Genomic DNA, 20044 nt, shown 5'->3' with positions numbered 1-20044 from the left:
GCGGACGGGGAAGGTAACGTCGGCGGCCGTGATCCGCCGTGTCGCCGTGCTCCCGCAACCCCCGCTGCTCATCCCCGAACTCGCCGCCGGAGCGGCGGACGAGTGCGCCGAGCTGCGCGAAGCCTGCCTGGACGCCGCGAGGCGCCTGACCAGCGTTTCGCCGGATTGGATCGTCATCGGCGCGGCCACGGGGGCGCCCGAGGTGCCGGAGCACGCGAGCGGCTCCTTCCGGGGATTCGGCGTCGACCTCGGAGTCTCACTCAGCCGGGTGACTGCTCCCGAAACCGAGCTGCCGTTGCCCGCGCTCGTGGCCGGCTGGCTGCGTGAGCAGGGCGGCGCGTCGTCCGTCCGAGTCCGCCTCGTCGACCCCGCCACTCCCTCCGACCAGTGCGAAGAGTTCGCCAGCGGGCTGGGAGAGCCCGCCGCGATACTCGTCCTCGGCGACGGTTCGAGCCGGCACGGTCCGCGTTCCCCCGGCGGCGAAGACGAGCGCGCGGGGGATTTCGACGCCGGGATCCGCGACGCGCTGGCCAAGGCGGACACGGGCGCCCTGTCCGCACTCGACCCGGTCCTGGCGGCCGAACTCGGGGCGGGCGGCCGCGCGCCCTGGCAGGTCCTCGCCGGACTGGCGGCGGACGGGGACTGGACCGCCGAGGTCCTCTACTCCGCCGCGCCGTTCGGCGTCGGCTACCACGTCGCGGTCTGGGAGCACGCGTGATCCGGCCGGTCGCGGTCGTCGGGCCCACGGCGACCGGGAAGACCGCCCTGGCGGTCGAACTCGCCCTCACCCTCGGGGGTGAGGTGGTCAACGCGGACGCGTTGCAGCTGTACCGCGGGATGGACATCGGGACGGCCAAGGCGACCCCCGAAGAGCGGCGGGGCGTGCCGCATCACCTGCTGGACGTCCTCGACGTCACCGAGACGGCGTCCGTCGCCGCATACCAGCGCGACGCACGTCAGCGCGTCGAAGAACTCCTCGACGCCGGCCGCGTGCCGATCCTCACCGGCGGATCGGGTCTTTACGTCCAAGCCGTGCTCGACGACCTCAAGTTCCCCGGCACCGATCCGGACGTGCGCGCCCGGCTGACCGCCGAAGCCGACGAAATCGGTGTCGCCGCGATGCACGCCCGGCTCACCGAACTCGACCCCGTGGCCGCGGCGGCCATCCTGCCGACCAACAGCCGCCGGATCGTGCGCGCGCTGGAGGTCATCGAGATCACCGGCGAACCGTTCTCGGCGAACCTGCCGAAACCGGGACCCGCGCGCTACGACACGGTCCTGATCGGCATCGACCGCGAACCGGCCGAACTCGACGCCCGCGTCGATCGCCGCGTGGAGCTCATGTTCGAAGCGGGACTCGTCGACGAGGTCCGGACGTTGCTGGGCCGCGGACTCCGCGACGGGCTCACCGCGTCGAGGGCGCTGGGCTACCAGCAGGTGATCGCCGCGCTCGACGGCGACGGCGACTTCCAGACCGCTTCCGAGGTCACCGCGCAAGCCACCCGCAGGTTTGTGCGAAGGCAACGGTCCTGGTTCCGGCGGGACAACCGCATCCAGTGGTTCGACGGCGGTTCGGAGCGGCTGGCCGAGCGCGTCCTCGAAGCGACGGCCCAGTAATCTTGCGGGCATGGGCGGCATCGAATTCCTTAAGGGACACGGCACACAGAACGATTTCGTGCTGCTTCCCGACCCCGACGGCCGCCTCGAGCTGACCGAAGCGCGGGTGGCGGCGCTATGCGACCGCCGGCGTGGCCTCGGCGCCGACGGTGTGCTCCGGATCGTGCGGTCGTCCGCACTGGGCGTCGAGTCCGGCGGCGAATGGTTCATGGACTACCGCAACGCCGACGGTTCCATCGCGGAGATGTGCGGCAACGGTGTCCGGGTCTTCGTCCGTCACCTGGTCGATTCCGGGCTCGTGATCGAGCGCGACTTCGTCATCGGCACCCGCGCCGGAGACCGGCCGGTCCGGATGCACGCGGACGGATCGGTGACGGTGCGGATGGGACCGGCGACGATCACCGGTACTTCGGTGACCGTGGTCGCGGGGCAGCCGTTCTCCGGTGTCGCGGTGAACGTCGGCAACCCGCACCTGGTGTCGGTCGTCGAGGACGACGTCGACGTGCTCGACCTGCGCGACCAGCCCGACTTCGACTCCGACGTGTTCCCCGACGGCGTGAACCTCGAGTTCATCAACCTGCTGGGCGACAACGCGCTGAAGATGCGCGTCCACGAACGCGGCGTCGGCGAGACGCGGTCCTGCGGCACCGGCACGGTCGCCGCGGTCGCCGCCGCACTGCACCTCGCGGGCACCGACACCGGCGAAGCGACCGTCGACATCCCCGGTGGCCGCGTGGTGGTCGAAGTCCATCGCGGCGGGTCCACGCTGACCGGCCCGGCGGAGATCGTCGCCCGCGGAGAACTCGACGAAACCTGGTGGGCCGGGCTCGGTTAACCGACCGCGATCGGCTCCTTGGGAAGGTCGCGAAGCTTCCGGATCGGCGAGAAGACCACCCACAACACCGCGGCCGCCTCGCCGACCGCGGCGAACCACAGCGTTCCCCGGATCCCGATCGCCTCACCCAGCACACCGCCGACCAGCCCGCCCAGCGGCAGCATGCCCCACACCACGAAGCGCACGCTGGCGTTCATGCGGCCGAGCAGCCGGTCCGGGCAGACGGCCTGCCGGTAGGACACCTGCGCGACGTTGTAGACGATGATCCCGAACCCCGCGATCGCCAGCGCCGCGGGGAACAGCACGATCCGCCAGCCCGGCGCGGCGAGCGGGAGCAGAAGCTGGAACGGCCAGGTCAACAGCGGGACGAACCAGATCGAGCGGGCTTGCCCGATCCGCCGGGTGATGCGCCCGGCCAGGATCGCCCCGATGATCCCGCCCACGCCACCGGTCGCCAGTACGACACCGATGACCGCCGGCGACAGGCCGACTTCCCGGTTCAGGAACAGGATTTGCACGGTGGTGAAGGCGCCGTTGGCCAGGTTGGCCGTCGCGGTGCAGGCGACGATCGAGCGCAGGGCCGCGTCGGTGAACACGAAGCGCAGTCCTTCGACGATCTGGGGGAGCAGCTTCTCGTCGGCCTGCCGTTCGGGGACCTCTTCGACGGTGCGGATCCGCAGCAGGCACAGCGCGGAGGTCAGGAAGCCCACCCCGGTCATCAGCACGGCGTTGGCCGCGCCCGCCAGCTGCACGAGCCCGCCGCCGATACCAGGTCCGGTCAGGAACGCGACCGACTGGCTGGCCTGGAGTTTCGCGTTGCCTTCGAGAAGATGTTCCCGGCCGACCAGCGACGGCAAGTACGACTGGTAGGCGACGTCGAAGAACACTGTCGCGACCCCGACCAGCGTGGCGACGATGATGAGCTGCGTCAGCGACAGCACGCCGGCCCACCAGGCGACCGGAACGCTGAACAGCAACGCCGCGCGGACGAAGTCGGCCCGCAGCATGAGCATCCGCCGCCGCATCCGGTCCACCCACACCCCGGCGGGCAGCCCGATGATCAGGAACGCGATGGTCTCGGCGGCGGTCAGCAGCCCCATCTGGAACGGCGTCGCGGCCAGCACGGTGGCCGCGAGCAGGGGGATCACGGTGTGCCCGGCGAAAGCGCCCACCTGGCTGGCGGTGTCACCCGCCCAGAGCCGCCGGAAGTCCGCGTGGAAGAAGAGGGAGTCTCTGCGCACGACGCCACCTTGGCGTGAGTGATTGGAAACTGTCAATCACTTTCGGCTCTAGGCTGTCTCCGTGCCCACTCCACGACGTGCCGCCACCGAGGCCGAGATCGCCGCCATGGCCTCCGGAATAAGGCTGCGCATCATCAGGTTGACGTACTCAGAGGCGCTGACCAACAAGGAACTCGCCGAACGACTCGATCGCGACCCGGCGACGACGCTGCACCACGTGCGCAAGCTCGTCGACACGGGGTTCCTCGAAGCGCTCCCGCCGCGACGCGGCACGCGCGGTGCGAAAGAAATTCCGTATCGCTCGACCGGGTTGTCGTGGCATCTTGATTCCCGCGACAGGGGGATCGATCAGGCGATCTTCGAGGCTTATCTGGCCGAGATCGCCGACGTGGGATTCGACGAGGTGCAGCAGACGCGCATGGTCGTCCAGGTACCGGACGAGCAGATCGCCGAGTTCGAAACAAGGCTGATGGAGCTCGTCGACGACTTCATCTCGCGGCCGGTCGACCCGGACGCGAAACGCACGGCCATCTACCTGTCGAAGTATCCCAGCAGGTAATGAATTCGGTCCCGCCGCCGAAACGTGGGACCATGGAGGCACGATGACGGAACTGACACACAACGATCTGAACGACATGGACCCATCGACCGGCGAACTGGAGCTCGAGGACCGCGCCTCGCTCCGCCGGGTAGCGGGCCTGTCCACCGAACTCGCGGATGTCACCGAGGTCGAATACCGGCAGTTGCGCTTGGAGCGCGTCGTTCTGGTCGGTGTGTGGACCGAGGGCAGCGCCCTCCAGTCCGAAGCCTCGCTCGCCGAACTCGCCCGGCTGGCCGAAACGGCAGGCTCCGAGGTGCTGGAAGGCCTGGTGCAGCGGCGGATCCGCCCGGATCCCGCCACCTACATCGGCTCGGGCAAGGTCAAGGAACTGCGCCAGATCGTGGCGGGCACCGGTGCCGACACGGTGATCTGCGACGGGGAGCTTTCGCCCGGTCAGCTGCGCCAGCTGGAGGAGAAGGTCAAGGTGAAGGTCATCGACCGCACCGCCCTGATCCTCGACATCTTCGCGCAGCACGCCCGCTCCAAGGAGGGCAAGGCGCAGGTCGAGCTGGCCCAGCTGCAGTACCTGATCCCGCGGCTTCGCGGGTGGGGTGCGGCGCTGTCCCGGCAGGCCGGTGGCCGGGCGGGCGGCGCCAACGGTGGTGTGGGTCTGCGCGGTCCCGGTGAGACGAAGCTCGAAACCGACCGGCGGCGGATCAACAAGCGCGTGTCGAAGCTGCGCCGCGAGATCGCCGCGATGGACACCATCCGCGAGACCAAACGCGGTCGCCGGGTGGCCAACGAGGTGCCGAGCGTCGCGATCGTCGGCTACACCAACGCCGGCAAGTCGAGCCTGCTCAACGCGCTGACCGGCGCCGGGGTGCTGGTCGAGGACGCGCTGTTCGCCACGCTGGATCCGACGACCCGGCGGGCGCAGACCCCCGACGGCCGCACCTACACGCTGACCGACACGGTCGGTTTCGTCCGGCACCTGCCGCACCAGCTGGTGGACGCGTTCCGCTCGACGCTGGAGGAGGCGGCGAGCGCCGACCTGCTCGTGCACGTCGTCGACGGTTCCGACCCGACGCCCGAAGAGCAGGTCAACGCGGTGCGCGAAGTGCTCGCCGAGATCACGAAGCGCCGTTCCGAGCCGCTCCCACCGGAGCTGCTGGTGATCAACAAGGCCGACGCCGCCGACGAGGTGTCGCTGGCCCGGTTGCGGCACCAGATGGCCGGTTCGGTGCAGGTTTCGGCGCGGACCGGCACCGGGATCACGGAGTTGGCCGAGGTGATCGCGGAGAAGCTGCCAAGGCCCGAGGTCGTGGTCGAGGTGCTGATCCCGTACTCGCGAGGCGAGCTCGTCTCCCGAGCCCACGCCGACGGCGAGGTGCTGGAGGAAGAGCACGTCGAGACCGGTACGCGCCTGGTCGTCCGCGGAAGGCCCGAGCTGGCCGCGGCGCTGAGCGAATTCCAGACGAACTCGGCTCTGTAAGCAAGTACGTGAAGGCCCCCCTTCCCTACCCTGAAGGTAGGGAAGGGGGCCTTCACGTACTGGAGCCTGGCTCGCCGCTGAAAGTGGCCTTCGCGACATTCCGCCCCATCTCGGCATCCGCACCGAACTGCGCGCCGTCCCGGACGTCTCCGTAGTGTGGGGCTTCAGGGGTTCCACGGTACGGAGGTGGATGTGCGGGGGATTGTCGCGGCCGCGGTCATGCTGGCGGCGTTCATCGGCGGGACGGCTCCCGCCCTGGCTCAGGAGGTCCCGGCGCCGCAGCCGGTGTGCAAGAACAGCGACTCCCGGCTCAGCGAACTCTCCGGCCTGGTCTCCGACGGAGAGCATCTGTACGCCCTCAACGACGGCGGAACCAAGACGCAGGTCTTCGTCCTCGGCCGCGACTGCAAGGTCCAGAAGGTCATCTCGGCCGCGACGGACCCGTACGACCCCGAGGATCTCGCCCGCACCGCCGACGGCACCTTCTGGCTTTCCGACACCGGCGACAACCGCAAGCGGCGGGACACGGTCGCGCTGATCTCGCTGACCCCCCAAGGCAAGGCCACGCTGCACCGGCTCACCTATCCCGACGGGCAGCACGACGTCGAAGCGCTGATCATGGACCGTACGGGCACGCCGTACCTGATCACCAAGGACGTCTTCGGCGACGCGAAGGTGTACCGGCCGACGGGGCCGCTCGCCAGCCCTGGCCCGACTCCGCTGGAGAGCGTGGGGTCGCTGCAGATCAAAGAGACTTCGACGCCGGGCGGACCCGTCGGGTCGATCGGCTCGATGACGGTGACCGGCGCGGCCTCGATGGCCGACGGCTCGGTGGTCGCGTTGCGCACCTACACGGATGCCTACCTCTACGCCGTCACCGACGGAGACCTGAAGAGCGCGCTGCAGCGCGAACCCGTGCGCGTGCCCCTGCCGAACGAGAAGCAGGGCGAGGCGATCGCCTTCGATCCGGACGGGACGCTGCTGTCCGGCGGGGAGGGCGTCGGCGAGCAGATCCGTGCGGTGAAGGGCGCGGCCGCACTCGCCGTGGACGCGGCGAAGTCCGAGGGCAGCACGTCGGGCGGGACCTCCGCGGCCCGTGGCTCTGGCCAGGGGTCCGACTTCCCGTACGTGCAGGTCGGGATCGCCGCGGTCGTCGTGATCGGCGGCCTTCTCCTGGTCGGCAGGCTGCGCAAGCGGCGCGCCTGACCGAAGAGCCTGCCGAAGCTGCCGAGTCTGACCCGGGTCGGGTGACCCGGGATCCCGGCGTGCTCCGGCTCCGGACTACAGCCTGCGAAGAACGGCGACGACCTTGCCGAGGATCGTGGCGTCGTCACCCGGGATGGGCTCGTACGCCTCGTTGTGCGGCATCAGCCAGATGTGGCCGTCCTTGCGCTTGAACGTCTTGACCGTCGCCTCGCCGTCGATCATCGCCGCCACGATCTCGCCCGGATCGGCCGTGGGCTGCTGGCGCACGACGACCCAGTCGCCATCGGTGATGGCGGCGTCGACCATCGAGTCACCGGTGACGCTCAGCAGGAAGAGTTCACCCTCGCCGACGATCTCCCTCGGCAGCGGGAAGACGTCTTCGATCGCCTGCTCCGCCAGCACCGGCCCACCGGCGGCGATCCGGCCGACGAGCGGCACGTACGCGGCCTTCGCGGCCGACTGGGGCTGCTCGACGTCGATGCCCATCGGGTTGTCGTCCGTCGTGGCGAGCACCCCCACCGCACGCGGGCGGTTCGGGTCGCGTCGCAGATAACCCTTGCGCTGCAGGGCCTGCAACTGGTGCGACACCGACGAAGTGGAGGTCAGCCCGACCGCCTCGCCGATCTCACGCACACTCGGCGGGTAGCCGAACCGGCTCACCCACAGTTTGATCACGTCGAGCACCTGCTGCTGCCGCACGGTCAGGGTCTCGTCCACCTCGTAGACCTCGGGCAAGGCGCGCACCTTGCCCGAGCCCCTAGGCGCGTTCCCCGCCTTGCTCTCCTTAGCCACCGTATCGCTCCTTCATCTCTGCGTCGCCTCCCAGTACGTCCGGTCGCCCGGACCGACTTCGCGTGTCTTCGCCGGTGGCGGACGATCTTCCCCGCCCACGGCACCGGCGGCGTCCGCGCAGCAGACGCCCTGGTCAACGACGTTAGCCCGCCGGGACGACGATTTCAAACATCTGTTCGATGGACACGCCGTGTCGCTCGATTTTTGTCGGTGGGAGGTGGTACACATTCGCACGGGCGTTCGATAGAACGCCTGTTCGATCTTGATCGCCGGGTCCCGGCCCGGTGCGAGCGCAGCAGGAGTTGCGAGGAGGTTCCGATGTCGATTCTGGCCGATCGAGGACTGGTGCGGCCCAGTTCCCCCAGGTCCGTTCCGGCAGGGGCGACCCGGCCCGTGCGGATGGTGCGGGGCGGACGTGCCGAGCCCTTGCGCCCGCCGACCAGGGCGCGAGTCGTGGCGGGCCGCCGTCCCGGCGTGGCCACCGCCTCCCCGGCTTGCCCGGCGCCGCGGCGGCTCCCGCTCAGGTGGCCCTCGCTCGTCGGGATGGCCCTGCTCGTCGCCGGGGTCATCACCGGATTGGGTCTGTTCTTGGCCGGTGTTCCCGGCGCCGCGGTGCCCGAACGGACCACGACGGTGTCCGTTTCCGCGGGGGACACCCTGTCCGATCTCGCGGCGCGTTTCGCGCCAGAAAGTGACACTGGCGCGGTCGTCGCCAGAATCAAGGAACTCAACGCCCTGGAAGACGCCGTTCTCGTCCCCGGATTGCCGCTCACGGTGCCGGTCGCGGCCGAGGTCGCGAAGGGCGGGAGGTGATCCTCATGTCGTTTTCACCCCTCGTGGGTGAGCTCCTCATTCGTGTCTGAACGGCAGGGCTGTTGCGCTTGCGTGTGCCCGACCTGCGTTCTAGTCTCCACCGCTATATGTAGTAGTTACATGGCTGTAGTTGGTCCATAGCTTGGGGTAGACTCGGTACCAGTTGTCCACAGCTGGCCGGTGTTCACCCACCGGATGTCCACGGATCGATCCACATGTCGATCTTTCGTCGTTGCGTGGCGGCGGGACGGGCGTCCATTCGGGACCGGCCGGCGCGGAGGGGAAGGTGATCGGCGGATGAGGTGCCCGTTCTGCCGGCATGCGGACTCTCGGGTCGTCGACTCCCGAGAGGTGGATGAGGGTCAGGCGATCCGGCGGAGGCGCTCTTGCGCCGCTTGCGGCCGGCGCTTCACCACTTCGGAGACGATGGTGCTCGCCGTCGTCAAACGATCCGGGGTCACCGAGCAGTTCAGCCGGGACAAGGTGGTCCGGGGGGTGCGCCGCGCCTGTCAGGGCAGGCCGGTCGACGACGACGCGCTGCAGCAGCTCGCGCAGCGGGTCGAAGAATCGATCCGGTCGGCGGGGCTGGCGGAGATCCCGAGTCACGAGGTCGGCCTGGCGATCCTGGGCCCCCTGCGCGAACTCGACGGCGTCGCCTATCTCCGGTTCGCCAGTGTCTACCGCTCCTTCTCCTCGGTCGAGGACTTCGAGAAGGAGATCTCGGACCTTCGTGAGGCCATGGCTGCCACACCGGACGAGAGCGATCAAGACGCGAAAGACGGCTGATGCCGCCTCCCGCGTGGGAGTGAGGGAAAGACCCATGACCGAGACCGTGGGAACAGGCAACCCGGCCACAACGCGGACGAGCGGGAAGAAGAAACAGGCCGGCGGGCTCACCGTGCGGCGTGTCTTCACCACCGAGGGCGTCCACCCGTACGACCAGGTCACCTGGGAGAACCGGGACGTCGTGATGACGAACTGGCGTGACGGTACGGTCAACTTCGAACAACGCGGTGTCGAGTTCCCCGGCTTCTGGTCGGTCAACGCGACGAACATCGTCACCAGCAAGTACTTCCGCGGCGCCGTCGGCACACCCCAGCGGGAGCAGAGCCTCAAGCAGCTGATCGACCGCGTCGTCCACTCCTACGTGAACGCCGGTCGCGAACACGGCTACTTCGCGAGCCCAGCCGACGCCGAGGTCTTCGAGCACGAGCTGACCTGGATGCTGCTGCACCAGGTGTTCAGCTTCAACTCGCCGGTGTGGTTCAACGTCGGCACGACGTCGAAGCAGCAGGTCTCGGCGTGTTTCATCCTCTCGGTCGACGACACCATGGAGTCGATCCTCAACTGGTACCGCGAAGAGGGCCTGATCTTCAAGGGCGGCTCCGGCGCCGGCCTGAACCTCTCCCGCATCCGTTCCTCGCGTGAGCTGCTGTCCTCCGGCGGCACCGCCTCCGGTCCGGTCTCCTTCATGCGCGGTGCCGACGCCTCCGCGGGCACCATCAAGTCCGGTGGCGCCACACGGCGCGCGGCGAAGATGGTCGTGCTCGACGTCGACCACCCGGACGTCGAGGAGTTCGTGCAGACCAAGGCCCGTGAAGAGGAGAAGATCAAGGTCCTCCGCGACGCCGGGTTCGACATGGACCTTTCCGGCTCGGACATCGCCTCCGTCCAGTACCAGAACGCGAACAACTCGGTCCGCGTCTCCGACGAGTTCATGCAGGCCGTCGAGACAGAGGGCGACTTCGGCCTGCGATCCCGGACGACCGGCGAGGTCATCGACCGGGTCGACGCCAAGAAGCTGTTCCGCACCATCGCGCGGGCCGCCTGGGAATGCGCCGACCCTGGCCTGCAGTACGACGACACGATCAACGACTGGCACACCTGCCCCGAGTCGGGCCGGATCACCGCGTCCAACCCGTGCTCGGAGTACATGCACCTGGACAACTCCAGCTGCAACCTCGCCTCGCTGAACCTGCTCAAGTTCGCCACCGAGGACGGCGGTTTCGACGCGCCGCTGTTCGCGAAGGCCGTCGAGCTGGTCATCACCGCGATGGACATCTCGATCTGCTTCGCCGACTTTCCGACCGAGGCGATCGGCGACACCACCCGCAAGTTCCGCCAGCTGGGCATCGGCTACGCGAACCTCGGCGCCTTGCTGATGGCGCTCGGGCACGCGTACGACTCCGACGGCGGCCGCGCGCTCGCCGCCGCGATCACGTCGCTGATGACCGGTGTTTCGTACCGGCGTTCCGCCGAACTCGCCGCCGTCGTCGGGCCGTACGAGGGCTACGCGCGCAACGCCGAGGCGCACCAGCGGGTCATGCGCAAGCACGCCGCCGCCAACGAACTGGTGCGGACCTACCACTCGAACGACGCCGCGGTCCGCGCGCTCGCGACCCAGGAATGGAAGCGCGGTATCGAACTGGGCGAGACCAGCGGCTGGCGCAACGCGCAGGCCTCGGTGCTCGCCCCCACCGGCACCATCGGCTTCATGATGGACTGCGACACGACCGGCATCGAGCCGGACTTCTCGCTGGTCAAGTTCAAGAAACTGGTCGGCGGCGGTTCGATGCAGATCGTCAACCAGACAGTCCCGCGCGCCTTGGCCTCACTCGGCTACCAGGCCGAGCAGATCGAGGCGATCGTCGAGTACATCGCCCAGCACGGCCACGTCGTCGACGCTCCCGGCCTGCGCCAGGAACACTACGAGGTGTTCGACTGCGCGGTGGGGGAGCGGTCCATCGCGCCGATGGGGCACGTCCGGATGATGGCAGCGGTGCAGCCGTTCCTGTCCGGCGCGATCTCCAAGACGGTCAACATGCCGGAGTCGGCGACCGTCGAAGAGGTCGAGGAGATCTACTTCCAGGGCTGGAAGTACGGCCTCAAGGCGCTCGCGATCTACCGCGACAACTGCAAGGTCGGCCAGCCGCTGTCCACCGGCAAGAAGGAGAAGGCCGAGCCCGAGGCCGAAAAGGTCGTCGAGTACCGGCCGGTCCGCAAGCGCCTGCCGAAGAAGCGCCCCAGCCAGACGGTGTCGTTCACCGTCGGCGGCGCCGAGGGCTATCTGCACGCCGGTTCGTACCCGGACGACGGCCTCGGCGAGATCTTCGTGAAGCTCGGCAAACAGGGATCGACCCTCTCGGGCGTGATGGACGCGTTCTCGATGTCGATCTCCGTCGGCCTGCAGCACGGGATCCCGCTGGAGTTCTACGTTTCGAAGTTCTCCAACCTGCGCTTCGAGCCCGCCGGCATGACCGACGACCCGGACATCCGCATCGCCACCAGCGTCATGGACTACCTGTTCCGCAGGCTGGCGCTGGACTACCTGCCGTACGAAAAGCGTTCGCAGCTCGGCATCTTCACCGCCGACGAACGTTCGGCACAGGTCGAGGCGAACTACGGCGCGGCACCCGCCGCCGAACCGGAGAACGTCGACCTCGACGCCCTTCGGTCCACTGTGGACTCGTCATCCGCGGAGCCGGCCAAGGTGGCGCATTCGACGGCGGAACTGGTCGAATTGAACCTCGGCACCGCCTCCGACGCGCCGCTCTGCATGACCTGCGGCACCAAGATGCGGCCCGCCGGTTCCTGCTACGCCTGCGAAGGGTGCGGAGCGACGTCCGGCTGCAGCTAGGTTCACGAGCTGTGCGGGGATGGCGATTCGCCGTCCCCGCAGAGGCTCGCGTCGTCGATCTAGCGGCGGAGGTTCCTGGCAGCGGCCAGGCCCAGGACCGTGGTGGCTCCGGCTCTTTTGGCCGCGTTGGCGACTCCGGCCATCGTGTACCCGGTGTGATAGATGTCGTCGAGAACGAGAACCGTCCGGCCTTCGAGGTCCTCCTCGACCCGGAATTCGTGGAGCAACGCTTTACGTTCTTCAGATGTCATGTTCTTGGCGGGTTTCCGATCCTCGCTCTTCGGTTCGACGGTGGTCAGCGGAATGCCGAGTTCTTGAGAGAGGAGCGCGCCGAGCATGACGCTGACCGAGCGCTTGGCCCGGGTGTGGCCGGGGACGGCGAGAATACGAGTGGCTTCGTTGAACCACTCGTGCCGGACCACCACGTCACTCAACGAGTCGCACAGCGCCTGTCCCGCAAGATTCCACTCTTCTTGCTCGGTCGGGGCGTAATCCTTGATCTTCCGAAGCAGGCTTCCCGTCTCGGTGTGGACGGTCCCTGACGATTCTTCTTCGACCGGCCGCCGGTAGAAGTCCAGCGCGATCGCCGCGTCGACGTAGCCCTGTTGCTCGATCTGGATGACTAGGACCTCTTTCAGGAAGTCCATGAAATCGTTCAGTGAACGGTCGGGCTCGAAGTCCATGCGGATCCGGTACGGCCACTCGGCGTCGTGTTTCAAGGTCCCGACCTTCCTGGCTCTGGGCAGGACACCGAGTACGTGATCGGCGGTGGCCGGGATGCCGCGGTATTCGAGGAATCGTGCGGAATCCGACGGCCGCAGTCGCCAGTCCTCGAGATGCCTGCCGCGGCGGTCGGGTCGGTAACGTGGTGCTGTCACAGTGGCTCCCCCTGAAATCGTGAACCCCTCGAGCTTGGCACGTACGATCGCGTCAGGGAGGGAATCAGTGATCATCGACGGCGAAATCAGCGATCCGTTCGGCACGCTCGAGCAGGCGCTCTGGATCTGCGGTGGCCAGTGGGCGGGAAAGTCCACCGTTTCCCGGCTGTTGGCGCACCGCCACGGCATCACCGTCTACCACTACGACTTCCACGACGCCCGCGGTCATCAGGACCGCCGCATCGCGCACCGCGTCCGCGATGGTCTGCCCACCACGGATCCTGACCCGGAGACCGTATGGGTGGACACCACTCCCGAACGGACGGCCGCCGACACGATCGCCGGGTTCCCGGTACGGTTCGAATGGGTGCTGGACGACCTGCGCGCGCTGGTCTCCGGACGCCCGATCCTCGCCGAGGGCTGGGGGTTGCGCCCGGACCTGGTCGCGCCGCTGCTGGACTCACCGCGGCGGATGATCGTGATGGTGCCCACCGACGGTTTCCGTGAGCACCAGCTTCGCGCGTGCCCCGGGCCGCCGCGGTGGCGCACCGGGTCAGCGATCCCGAACGCGCGCAGCGCAACCGGATCGAGCGGGATCGGCTCGTCGCCGAGGACGCCGTCCGTACCGCGAAGGAACTCGGCATCCGGGTGCTGCGGGTCGACGGTTCGGAAGGCGCCGAGGCGGTCGCGGACGTCGTCGCCGAACACTTCGGTCCCTACCTCGCCTGAGCGAGATCGAGGACGAGGGTCGCCACGGCCAGCGCGAAGAGACCGGCGGGGAAGGCGATGTTGTAGAGGACGCGGGCCCGCACGTGGGTGAGGACGGCGCCGAGATAGAACAGCACGAGCCCGACCGCGGCCGCGGTCCCGAGGAACGGCACCCCGAGCAGGCCGAGCAGCAGCCCTGCGGCACCCGCGGCCTTCAGGGAGGCGAGTGCCGGGATCCAGGATTCGGGCACGTTGACCTCGGCCGAGTTCTTGAGGACGAACGGGGCACGTGCCAAGTCGGCGGCGGCGATCCCGGCGTTGCTCGCGATCGCGACGATGGCCACGATGAGATATGCGGTGAACATGCCCACTGGACGAGGCCCGCGCCCGGAACGTGACAGCGGTCAGAAACGCCAGCGTTCGAGCACCGCGTCGATGGTGGTGCGGATGCGGTCGCGGGCGGCCTGCCGGTCCACGCCCGCCATGAGGAGATCGTCGTACTCGGTGTCCAGATGCCGGATCGAGGCGACGACGGCGAGGAACACCGCTCGTTCGGCCAGTTCCCGCCCGGCGGCGGACCGGCCCACCCGGCCACTGCCTCGCTGGCCGGCGTGTTCGGCGATGGCGCGTGCCCGCTCCGGCGGGCAGCCGGGGAACATCTCCTTGATCGCGGTGTGGAACCGGGCGGTGAACTCGACGTCCTCGTGGACGCGGCGTTCGCGATCCCGGTCGCGGCGCCGTTCCCGGATGTCCTCGTCGGCGAGGCATTGTTCCTCGGCGCCGCGCAGCGCCGCTTCCTCGACCAGCAGTCCTTGCCGCTCACTGCGCTTCCGTGACCTGTTGAAGCGGACGACCACGGCGGAAAGCCGGCTCGCCTTCTTCGCCCGGCGGGTCAGGGCGGTGTCGCCGGCGGGCAGGAAGACCAGGTGACCGAGGTCGGCGCAGTCGAGGCAGTGCGGCTTTTCGTTCTCCAGGAACAACAGATCGCCGGTGCCGCCGCAGTCGGCGCAGGTCCAGTCCTTCAAAGCCACGGAGACGACGAGATCCGGTGCCTTCTGCTGCCGGGCGAGCACTTGCGCACGTTTGGCTTCGGACAGTCCCGGCATGAGCCACTGCGTCCGGAACAGCGGCTCGAGACCGGCCAGTTCACCCGAAGTCACCCGGAGGACCGCCCGGTCGCGGGTCGCGCCGACATGCTCGATCTCCGAGCTTTCGAGGGCCTTTTCCCACGTCCACCGGTGAAGCGCGCCGAGAGCGAACTCCAGTTTCTCCGCGCTCACGGGCAAGGCCGTGGACAGATCGGGGATCCGCCCCTGCTGCCAGCTTTTGAGCACGTTCTCCGGCAGCCAGCCGATACCGCTCAGAATGTCGAGCGCGGTCACCGATTTCCGTTTTGCCAGCAGCTTTTCCGCCGTCTCCACGACGCGCTGTTCCAGTTTCGTCTCACCCTGCATCGCCGGGAATCCTAGCGATCACACGGTTTCGGTGCGGGCCCGGTAGGCCCGGATCTTGGCGCGGTTGCCGCAGCGCTCCATCGAGCACCAGCGGCGGTTGCCCGACCGGGAGGTGTCGAAGAACAGCAGATAGCAGTCGTCCGCGGAACATTCGCGGACGCGGCCGGACCGCTCGCCCGCGACGAGGCCGATGGCGTCGCGGGCGACGGCACCGAGAAGTTGTTTCCCGGTGACGGGCGGTGCCCAGGCGAGCCGCCGTGTCTTCGGGTCGACGAGCGGCCTCGGAGTCTCCGCGGTTCCGCTGTTCAGGAGGGCGACGTCGTCGTCCGACGGCGCTTCGCCACGGGCGAGGGCGGGCGCGACGCGGTAGAGCGTGTCCCGGAGTTCCTTGAGCGCGGCGAGTTCGGCGGGCCGGATCCGGACGTCGGTCAGGGGAGCGGTCAGTGCCAGCCGGGAGCCGGTGAACCATTCGGCGAGGTCGGACGGCGTGTGCGCGATTTCGTAGCGCTCGTATGGGCCCGGGCCGCCGGTCAGCATGAGTTCGAGGCTGAGGCTGCCCGGATCGAACCGGTACCGCTCACCCTGGGCGTTGACGAGCAGTCTTGTTCCCGGAGTCATGTAACCACTATAGTCGGTTTCGGAAACCAGGTAAGACGGTTACGGCGGAGGCGTGATGATCGGCAAGACGAAGGACGCGGGCTGGGAGATCGGCGTGTCCAAGACGGTGGCGTATCCGCTGGAGCAGGTTTGGGAGTACATCTCGGGTCCGGGCCTGGCGGCCTGGCTGGGTGACGTGCGGCTGGAGCCGGAGAAGGGCGCGCCGTACGAGACGGCCGAGGGCACCGTCGGCGAGGTCCGCGGCTACCGCGAACAGGAGAAGATCCGCCTCACCTGGCGTCCGAAGGGCTGGGATCACGAGAGCACGGTCCAGGTGGGGCTCCGTCCGGCAGGGCCGGGCAAGACGGTCGTGGTCTTCCATCAGGAGCGGCTCGCCGGCCCGGAAGAGCGTGCCGTGCAGCGCGAGCACTGGCAGGCCGTGATGAAGCTCGTCGTCGACGGCCTCGCCGGCTGATCAGGCGAGCGCTCGCCGGGCCTGTTCGGCCAGTGCGTCGGTGATCCGTTCCGCGCTCAGGCCGAGTTCGCCCGTTTGATGGAGGAACACGTCCGCGGCGAGCGGCGCCAGCAGGATGTCGGCGAGCGCGTCCGGGTCCTTCGCTTCCGCCTGCTCGGCGAGGTGGCGGACGTGGGTGCGCCACAGCCGGTACGGCCCGCTGGTGAAACGCGAGTGCCCGACCTCGCTGCCGAGGACGAGATGCGCGTGCCGGGTGAGCAGCCCGATCATCGCCGCGTAGAACGCGGCCAGCCGCTCGGCGGGCGGCGCGCCGGGTCCCAAGGGAGGAGGGCCGGTGAGCAGCCGCTCCTGTAATTCCCGCTCGTGCTCGTCCAGCAGGGCGACGGCGATCGCCGAGCGGTCCGGGTAGCGGCGGTACAGCGTCGCCCGGCCGACCCCGGCCGCTTGGGCGATGTCCTCCATCGTGACGTCCGCGGCCGGGCGCGCCGCGAAGAGCTCTTCGGCGGCCTTCAGAATCTTCGCTCGGTTGCGGGCGGCGTCCGAGCGTTCCCGTCCCGGGCCGTTCGCGAGCAGATCTTCCGTCGGCATGTTCGCAGCCTAGGGAATATCCGGACGCGGCGTCCACTTGTACCCGGCGAAGCAAGTGGACGCCGTGTCCACTTCCTGGTCCGGGAGGTCCCGATGAGCCACCTTCTCCACCTCGACTCCAGTGCCCGCAGCGCGTCGTTCTCCCGCGAGCTGAGTGCTCGTTTCGCCGATGTCTGGCGCGCCGCGAACCCGGGCGCGGGCTACACCTACCGCGACGTGGCGGCCGACCCGGTGCCACCGATCGGCCAGGCCTGGACCGAGATCTGCGACGCCCTCCTCCAGGCCGGGATCACCGACCCGGCCGGCTACGCCTCGGTGGTGAAGACGCCGGAGCAGCGCGAGGCCTGGGCGGTCATCGAGCCGCTGCTGGCCGAACTGCTCGCCGCCGACGTCGTGCTGATCGGGGCGCCGATGTACAACTTCTCGATCCCCGCGACGCTCAAGCTGTGGATCGACCAGGTGACGTTCCCGAAGATGTCCTTGGCGGGCAAGGCTTTCGTGGTCGCGGGAGCGCGTGGCGGCACTTACCTGCCTGGCACGCCGCGGGAGCCGGTCGACCATCACGAGCGCTACCTGCGCGACTTCTTCGCCGGGCATTACGACGTTCGAGACGTCACGTTCTTGAACGCCGAGCTCACGAACGCTCTCGTCGACCCGCGGCTGAGCCCGCGTGACCCCGACCGGATCGCGTCGCGGGAGCAGGCGCTCCTGGGCGTCGAAAAGCTGGCTTCGGCCGGAAGGGAAGTCTGATGGGCTGGGGAATCCTGCTCCTGGCGGGAGTCGTCGAGGTCGCCTGGTCGCAGAGCATCAAGCCGACGGAGAACTTCACCCGGTTCTGGCCGACCGTGCTGTGCTTCGTGCTCGGTGTCGCCGCGGTCTACCTGCTGTCGAAGGCGATGGACTCGCTCCCGGTCGGGACCGCGTATGCCGTCTTCACCGGTATCGGCGCGGTGGGCGCGATCGTGTTCGGCATCGTGGTCCACAAGGATCCGGTCGGCTTCGGCCGCTTCGCCGCGATGGCGCTGATCGTGGGAGGGGTGGTGCTGGCGAAGGTCGCGGAGTGAGCCGAGTGTCAGGAAAGGGTCGTTCAGGACATTTCTTGTCCTGAACGACCCTTTCCTGACACGTCAGGCGAGCTTCTCCCACAGGAATTCGAGCATCAGCGCCCATTTGAACGCCAGCTGCTCGTTGTCGGCCGCCGCGCCGTGCCCGCCCTCGATGTTCTCGTGGTACCGCACGTCGTGTCCCTGCTCCAGCATCCGCGCGACCATCTTACGGGCATGCGCGGGATGGACGCGGTCGTCCCTGGTGGAGGTGACGAACAGGACCGGCGGATACTCGCGTCCAGCGCGGACGTTCTGGTATGGCGAGTACCTCCCGATGAAGTCCCATTCCGCCGGATCGTCGGGGTCGCCGTACTCGGCCATCCACGACGCGCCCGCGAGGAGCTTGTGGTACCGCTTCATGTCCAGCAGCGGCACCTGGCTCACGATCGCGCCGAACAGATGCGGGTAGCGCGTCAGCATGACACCCATCAGCAGCCCGCCGTTGCTGCCGCCCTGGATGCCGAGGCGCGCGGGCTCGCTGATGCCGCGCTCGACGAGGTCGGCGGCGACGGCCGAGAAGTCCTCGTACACCTTGTACCGCTTGGCTTTCGTCACCGAGGTGTGCCAGTCCGGCCCGTATTCGCCGCCGCCGCGGATGTTCGCGACGACGTAGGTGCCGCCGCGCGAGAGCCAGCCGCGGCCGATGATGCCGCTGTAGCCGGGGGTCAGGGAGACCTCGAAGCCGCCGTAGCCGGTCAGCAGGGTCGGCCCGCCCTCGGCATCGGAGGGGCGTACGACGAAGTACGGGATCTTCGTGCCGTCTTCGGATGTCGCGAAGTACTGCGTGACCGTCATGCCCTCGCTGTCGAAGAACGCGGGAGCGCGTTTGAGGACCTCGACGTCGCCCCCGACGTGCCCGTAGCTCAGCGTCGACGGCTGGGTGTAGCCGCTGGAATCGAGCAGGTACTCGTCGCTGACGTCGGGGTCGGTGCCGGTGATCTGCGCGGTGCCCAGTTCCGGGGCGCCGGCGAGCGGGCGGGAGGTCCAGCCGTCGGACGGCGTGAGCACGCGCAGGTCCGTCCGGACATCGGACAGGGTCGAGAGCAGCAGGTGGTTGTGCGTCCACACCCAGTACTCCAGGGACGTGTGCGCGTCCGGCGTGAACAGGGTCGTGAAGAAGCGCTCGCCCGCCATGAACGCGTCGAATCCGGAGGCGAGCAGAGCACCGGAGGGGTACGTCGTGCCTTCGATGGTCCAGTCCGAGCGAAGCCGGATCAGCAGCCACTCGCGGTGCGAGGACGTCTGCGCGTCTTCGGGGACCTCGATGCGGTCGAGCCCGGCGGCCGTCCGGACATACCTTTCCGTGCGATAGAAGTCGATCGACCGGTAGACGAAGTCACGCTCCCAGCCTTCGGTCGGGTCGTGGTGTGCGGACACCGAGACGTCGTCCGCCTTGCCCTCGAAGACCACCGTCGCCTCTTCGAGCGGGGTGCCGCGCCGCCATTCCTTGGCCAGCCTCGGATAGCCCGAATCGGTCAGCGTCCCCGGACCGAAATCGGTGCCGATGTAGACGCGGTCGCGGTCGATCCAGCCGATCCTGGTCTTGGCCTCGGGCACGAAGAACCCGTCTTCGACGAACCGGCGCTCGTCGAGGTCGAACTCGCGGACGACCGTCGCGTCGGCGCCGCCCCGCGACAGTTCGACCAGCGCGCGGTCATAACCCGGGCGGAGGACGGCAGCGCCCTGCCACACCCAGTTCTCGCCCTCGGCCTCGGCCAGCGCGTCGACGTCGAGGAGGAGTTCCCACTCCGGCGTGTCGAGGCGGTACTGCTCCAGGGTGGTGCGGCGCCACAGACCCCGGGGGTTGGCCGAGTCCTGCCAGAAGTTGTAAAGGTATTCGCCGCGGCGCCGGATGTACGGGATCCGGTCGTCGGCGTCGAGGACCTCGCGGACCTCGTCACGGATCCCGCCGAACCGTTCGTCGCCGCCCGCCAGTTCCGCGAGAGCCTCGGCGTTGCGGGCTCGCACCCAGCCCAGCGCTTCTTCGCCGGTCACGTCTTCCAGCCACAGGTACGGGTCCTCGTCACTCATACCCACAGTCTCGCCGGGGCCGCGGCCCTCGCG

At 68.6% G+C, this 20044-nt stretch carries 22 protein-coding genes; 13 read left to right on the top strand and 9 right to left on the bottom strand.

Going from position 1 to position 20044, the window contains the following annotated elements; translation table 11 throughout:
* Nucleotides 1-28 precede the first annotated feature (28 nt).
* From AC069H_RS37725 to dapF, 3 genes are read left to right on the top strand one after another with little or no spacing between them, the layout of a single operon-like run.
* Nucleotides 29-718: a class III extradiol dioxygenase subunit B-like domain-containing protein gene (locus AC069H_RS37725; RefSeq protein ID WP_478228727.1), complete on the top strand. Its 690-nt coding sequence runs from the start codon at nucleotides 29-31 to the stop codon at nucleotides 716-718.
* Nucleotides 715-1617 (top strand): tRNA (adenosine(37)-N6)-dimethylallyltransferase MiaA, encoded by a 903-nt coding sequence (miaA, locus tag AC069H_RS37720; protein ID WP_478235511.1) that lies wholly within the window; start codon nucleotides 715-717, stop codon nucleotides 1615-1617. The genes AC069H_RS37725 and miaA overlap by 4 nt, the downstream gene beginning before the upstream one ends.
* A 10-nt stretch (nucleotides 1618-1627) precedes the next feature.
* Nucleotides 1628-2452 carry a diaminopimelate epimerase gene (gene dapF, locus AC069H_RS37715; RefSeq protein WP_478235510.1) on the top strand — a complete coding sequence of 275 codons (825 nt, stop codon included), beginning with the start codon at nucleotides 1628-1630 and terminating at the stop codon, nucleotides 2450-2452.
* On the opposite strand, the gene AC069H_RS37710 is transcribed toward dapF, so the two are convergent.
* Nucleotides 2449-3693, bottom strand: a complete 1245-nt coding sequence (locus tag AC069H_RS37710) for an MFS transporter (protein WP_478235509.1) — start codon at nucleotides 3691-3693, stop codon at nucleotides 2449-2451. The genes dapF and AC069H_RS37710 overlap by 4 nt on opposite strands.
* Before the next feature lie 61 nt (nucleotides 3694-3754).
* On the opposite strand from AC069H_RS37710, the gene AC069H_RS37705 reads away from it, so the two are divergent.
* From AC069H_RS37705 to AC069H_RS37695, 3 genes are all read left to right on the top strand, one after another.
* The gene (locus AC069H_RS37705; protein WP_034311941.1) at nucleotides 3755-4252 is read left to right on the top strand and encodes an ArsR/SmtB family transcription factor; all 498 of its coding nucleotides are present in this window, start codon (nucleotides 3755-3757) and stop codon (nucleotides 4250-4252) included.
* 43 nt (nucleotides 4253-4295) lie between these two features.
* A complete protein-coding gene (gene hflX / locus AC069H_RS37700; protein WP_478235508.1) occupies nucleotides 4296-5726 on the top strand; it encodes a GTPase HflX in 1431 nt (476 codons plus the stop codon).
* A 192-nt stretch (nucleotides 5727-5918) separates the two neighbouring features.
* Nucleotides 5919-6932, top strand: a complete 1014-nt coding sequence (locus tag AC069H_RS37695; RefSeq protein ID WP_478228721.1) for a hypothetical protein — start codon at nucleotides 5919-5921, stop codon at nucleotides 6930-6932.
* A 75-nt stretch (nucleotides 6933-7007) separates the two neighbouring features.
* On the opposite strand, the gene lexA is transcribed toward AC069H_RS37695, so the two are convergent.
* On the bottom strand, nucleotides 7008-7724 hold the full coding sequence (lexA, locus tag AC069H_RS37690) for a transcriptional repressor LexA (protein ID WP_037343289.1): 717 nt from the start codon (nucleotides 7722-7724) through the stop codon (nucleotides 7008-7010).
* Nucleotides 7725-8042: 318 nt separating this feature from the next.
* Between lexA and AC069H_RS37685 the strand changes: the two genes are divergently transcribed.
* The 3 genes from AC069H_RS37685 (at nucleotide 8043) to AC069H_RS37675 (ending at nucleotide 12174) form a co-directional block, all read left to right on the top strand.
* Nucleotides 8043-8537 carry a LysM peptidoglycan-binding domain-containing protein gene (locus tag AC069H_RS37685; RefSeq protein ID WP_478235507.1) on the top strand — a complete coding sequence of 165 codons (495 nt, stop codon included), beginning with the start codon at nucleotides 8043-8045 and terminating at the stop codon, nucleotides 8535-8537.
* Between the two features lie 297 nt (nucleotides 8538-8834).
* Nucleotides 8835-9323: a transcriptional regulator NrdR gene (nrdR, locus tag AC069H_RS37680; protein WP_034311932.1), complete on the top strand. Its 489-nt coding sequence runs from the start codon at nucleotides 8835-8837 to the stop codon at nucleotides 9321-9323.
* Nucleotides 9324-9357: 34 nt separating this feature from the next.
* Complete coding sequence (locus AC069H_RS37675) at nucleotides 9358-12174, top strand: vitamin B12-dependent ribonucleotide reductase (RefSeq protein ID WP_478228719.1); 2817 nt, start codon at nucleotides 9358-9360, stop codon at nucleotides 12172-12174.
* A gap of 59 nt (nucleotides 12175-12233) precedes the next feature.
* Here AC069H_RS37675 and AC069H_RS37670 read toward each other — a convergent pair whose 3' ends face one another.
* Both AC069H_RS37670 and AC069H_RS37665 read right to left on the bottom strand, forming a co-directional pair.
* Nucleotides 12234-13052 (bottom strand): ComF family protein, encoded by an 819-nt coding sequence (locus AC069H_RS37670; protein ID WP_478235506.1) that lies wholly within the window; start codon nucleotides 13050-13052, stop codon nucleotides 12234-12236.
* A gap of 64 nt (nucleotides 13053-13116) precedes the next feature.
* Entirely contained in the window at nucleotides 13117-13302 is a 186-nt protein-coding gene (locus tag AC069H_RS37665) for a hypothetical protein (RefSeq protein ID WP_478235505.1), read from the bottom strand.
* 272 nt (nucleotides 13303-13574) lie between these two features.
* Here AC069H_RS37665 and AC069H_RS37660 point away from each other — a divergent pair, with 272 nt between their 5' ends.
* Nucleotides 13575-13781, top strand: coding sequence for a hypothetical protein (locus AC069H_RS37660; RefSeq protein ID WP_478235504.1), 207 nt, complete (start codon nucleotides 13575-13577; stop codon nucleotides 13779-13781).
* Here the strand turns inward: AC069H_RS37660 and AC069H_RS37655 are convergent.
* From AC069H_RS37655 to AC069H_RS37645, 3 genes are read right to left on the bottom strand one after another with little or no spacing between them, the layout of a single operon-like run.
* Nucleotides 13769-14125: a DoxX family protein gene (locus tag AC069H_RS37655; protein WP_340683312.1), complete on the bottom strand. Its 357-nt coding sequence runs from the start codon at nucleotides 14123-14125 to the stop codon at nucleotides 13769-13771. The two genes, AC069H_RS37660 and AC069H_RS37655, sit on opposite strands and share 13 nt — an antisense overlap.
* A gap of 39 nt (nucleotides 14126-14164) precedes the next feature.
* Nucleotides 14165-15214 (bottom strand): DUF2293 domain-containing protein, encoded by a 1050-nt coding sequence (locus AC069H_RS37650; protein ID WP_478235503.1) that lies wholly within the window; start codon nucleotides 15212-15214, stop codon nucleotides 14165-14167.
* Between the two features lie 18 nt (nucleotides 15215-15232).
* A complete protein-coding gene (locus AC069H_RS37645) occupies nucleotides 15233-15832 on the bottom strand; it encodes a CGNR zinc finger domain-containing protein (RefSeq protein ID WP_478235502.1) in 600 nt (199 codons plus the stop codon).
* Nucleotides 15833-15887: 55 nt separating this feature from the next.
* On the opposite strand from AC069H_RS37645, the gene AC069H_RS37640 reads away from it, so the two are divergent.
* The gene (locus tag AC069H_RS37640; protein WP_478235501.1) at nucleotides 15888-16286 is read left to right on the top strand and encodes an SRPBCC family protein; all 399 of its coding nucleotides are present in this window, start codon (nucleotides 15888-15890) and stop codon (nucleotides 16284-16286) included.
* Here the strand turns inward: AC069H_RS37640 and AC069H_RS37635 are convergent, their stop codons facing one another.
* Nucleotides 16287-16874 (bottom strand): TetR/AcrR family transcriptional regulator, encoded by a 588-nt coding sequence (locus AC069H_RS37635; RefSeq protein WP_478228713.1) that lies wholly within the window; start codon nucleotides 16872-16874, stop codon nucleotides 16287-16289.
* 93 nt (nucleotides 16875-16967) lie between these two features.
* On the opposite strand from AC069H_RS37635, the gene AC069H_RS37630 reads away from it, so the two are divergent.
* Both AC069H_RS37630 and AC069H_RS37625 read left to right on the top strand, forming a co-directional pair.
* A complete protein-coding gene (locus tag AC069H_RS37630) occupies nucleotides 16968-17624 on the top strand; it encodes an FMN-dependent NADH-azoreductase (RefSeq protein ID WP_478235500.1) in 657 nt (218 codons plus the stop codon).
* Nucleotides 17624-17938 carry a DMT family transporter gene (locus tag AC069H_RS37625; RefSeq protein ID WP_478235499.1) on the top strand — a complete coding sequence of 105 codons (315 nt, stop codon included), beginning with the start codon at nucleotides 17624-17626 and terminating at the stop codon, nucleotides 17936-17938. The genes AC069H_RS37630 and AC069H_RS37625 overlap by 1 nt, the downstream gene beginning before the upstream one ends.
* A gap of 63 nt (nucleotides 17939-18001) precedes the next feature.
* Here the strand turns inward: AC069H_RS37625 and AC069H_RS37620 are convergent, their stop codons facing one another.
* Nucleotides 18002-20011, bottom strand: a complete 2010-nt coding sequence (locus AC069H_RS37620) for a prolyl oligopeptidase family serine peptidase (protein WP_478235498.1) — start codon at nucleotides 20009-20011, stop codon at nucleotides 18002-18004.
* Between the last annotated feature and the right edge of the window lie 33 nt (nucleotides 20012-20044).

The sequence above is a fragment of the Amycolatopsis sp. NPDC043887 genome, from assembly GCF_056435665.1.
The sequence above is the reverse complement of the archived record's forward strand: the minus strand, read 5'-3'. Positions and strand labels throughout refer to the sequence as shown.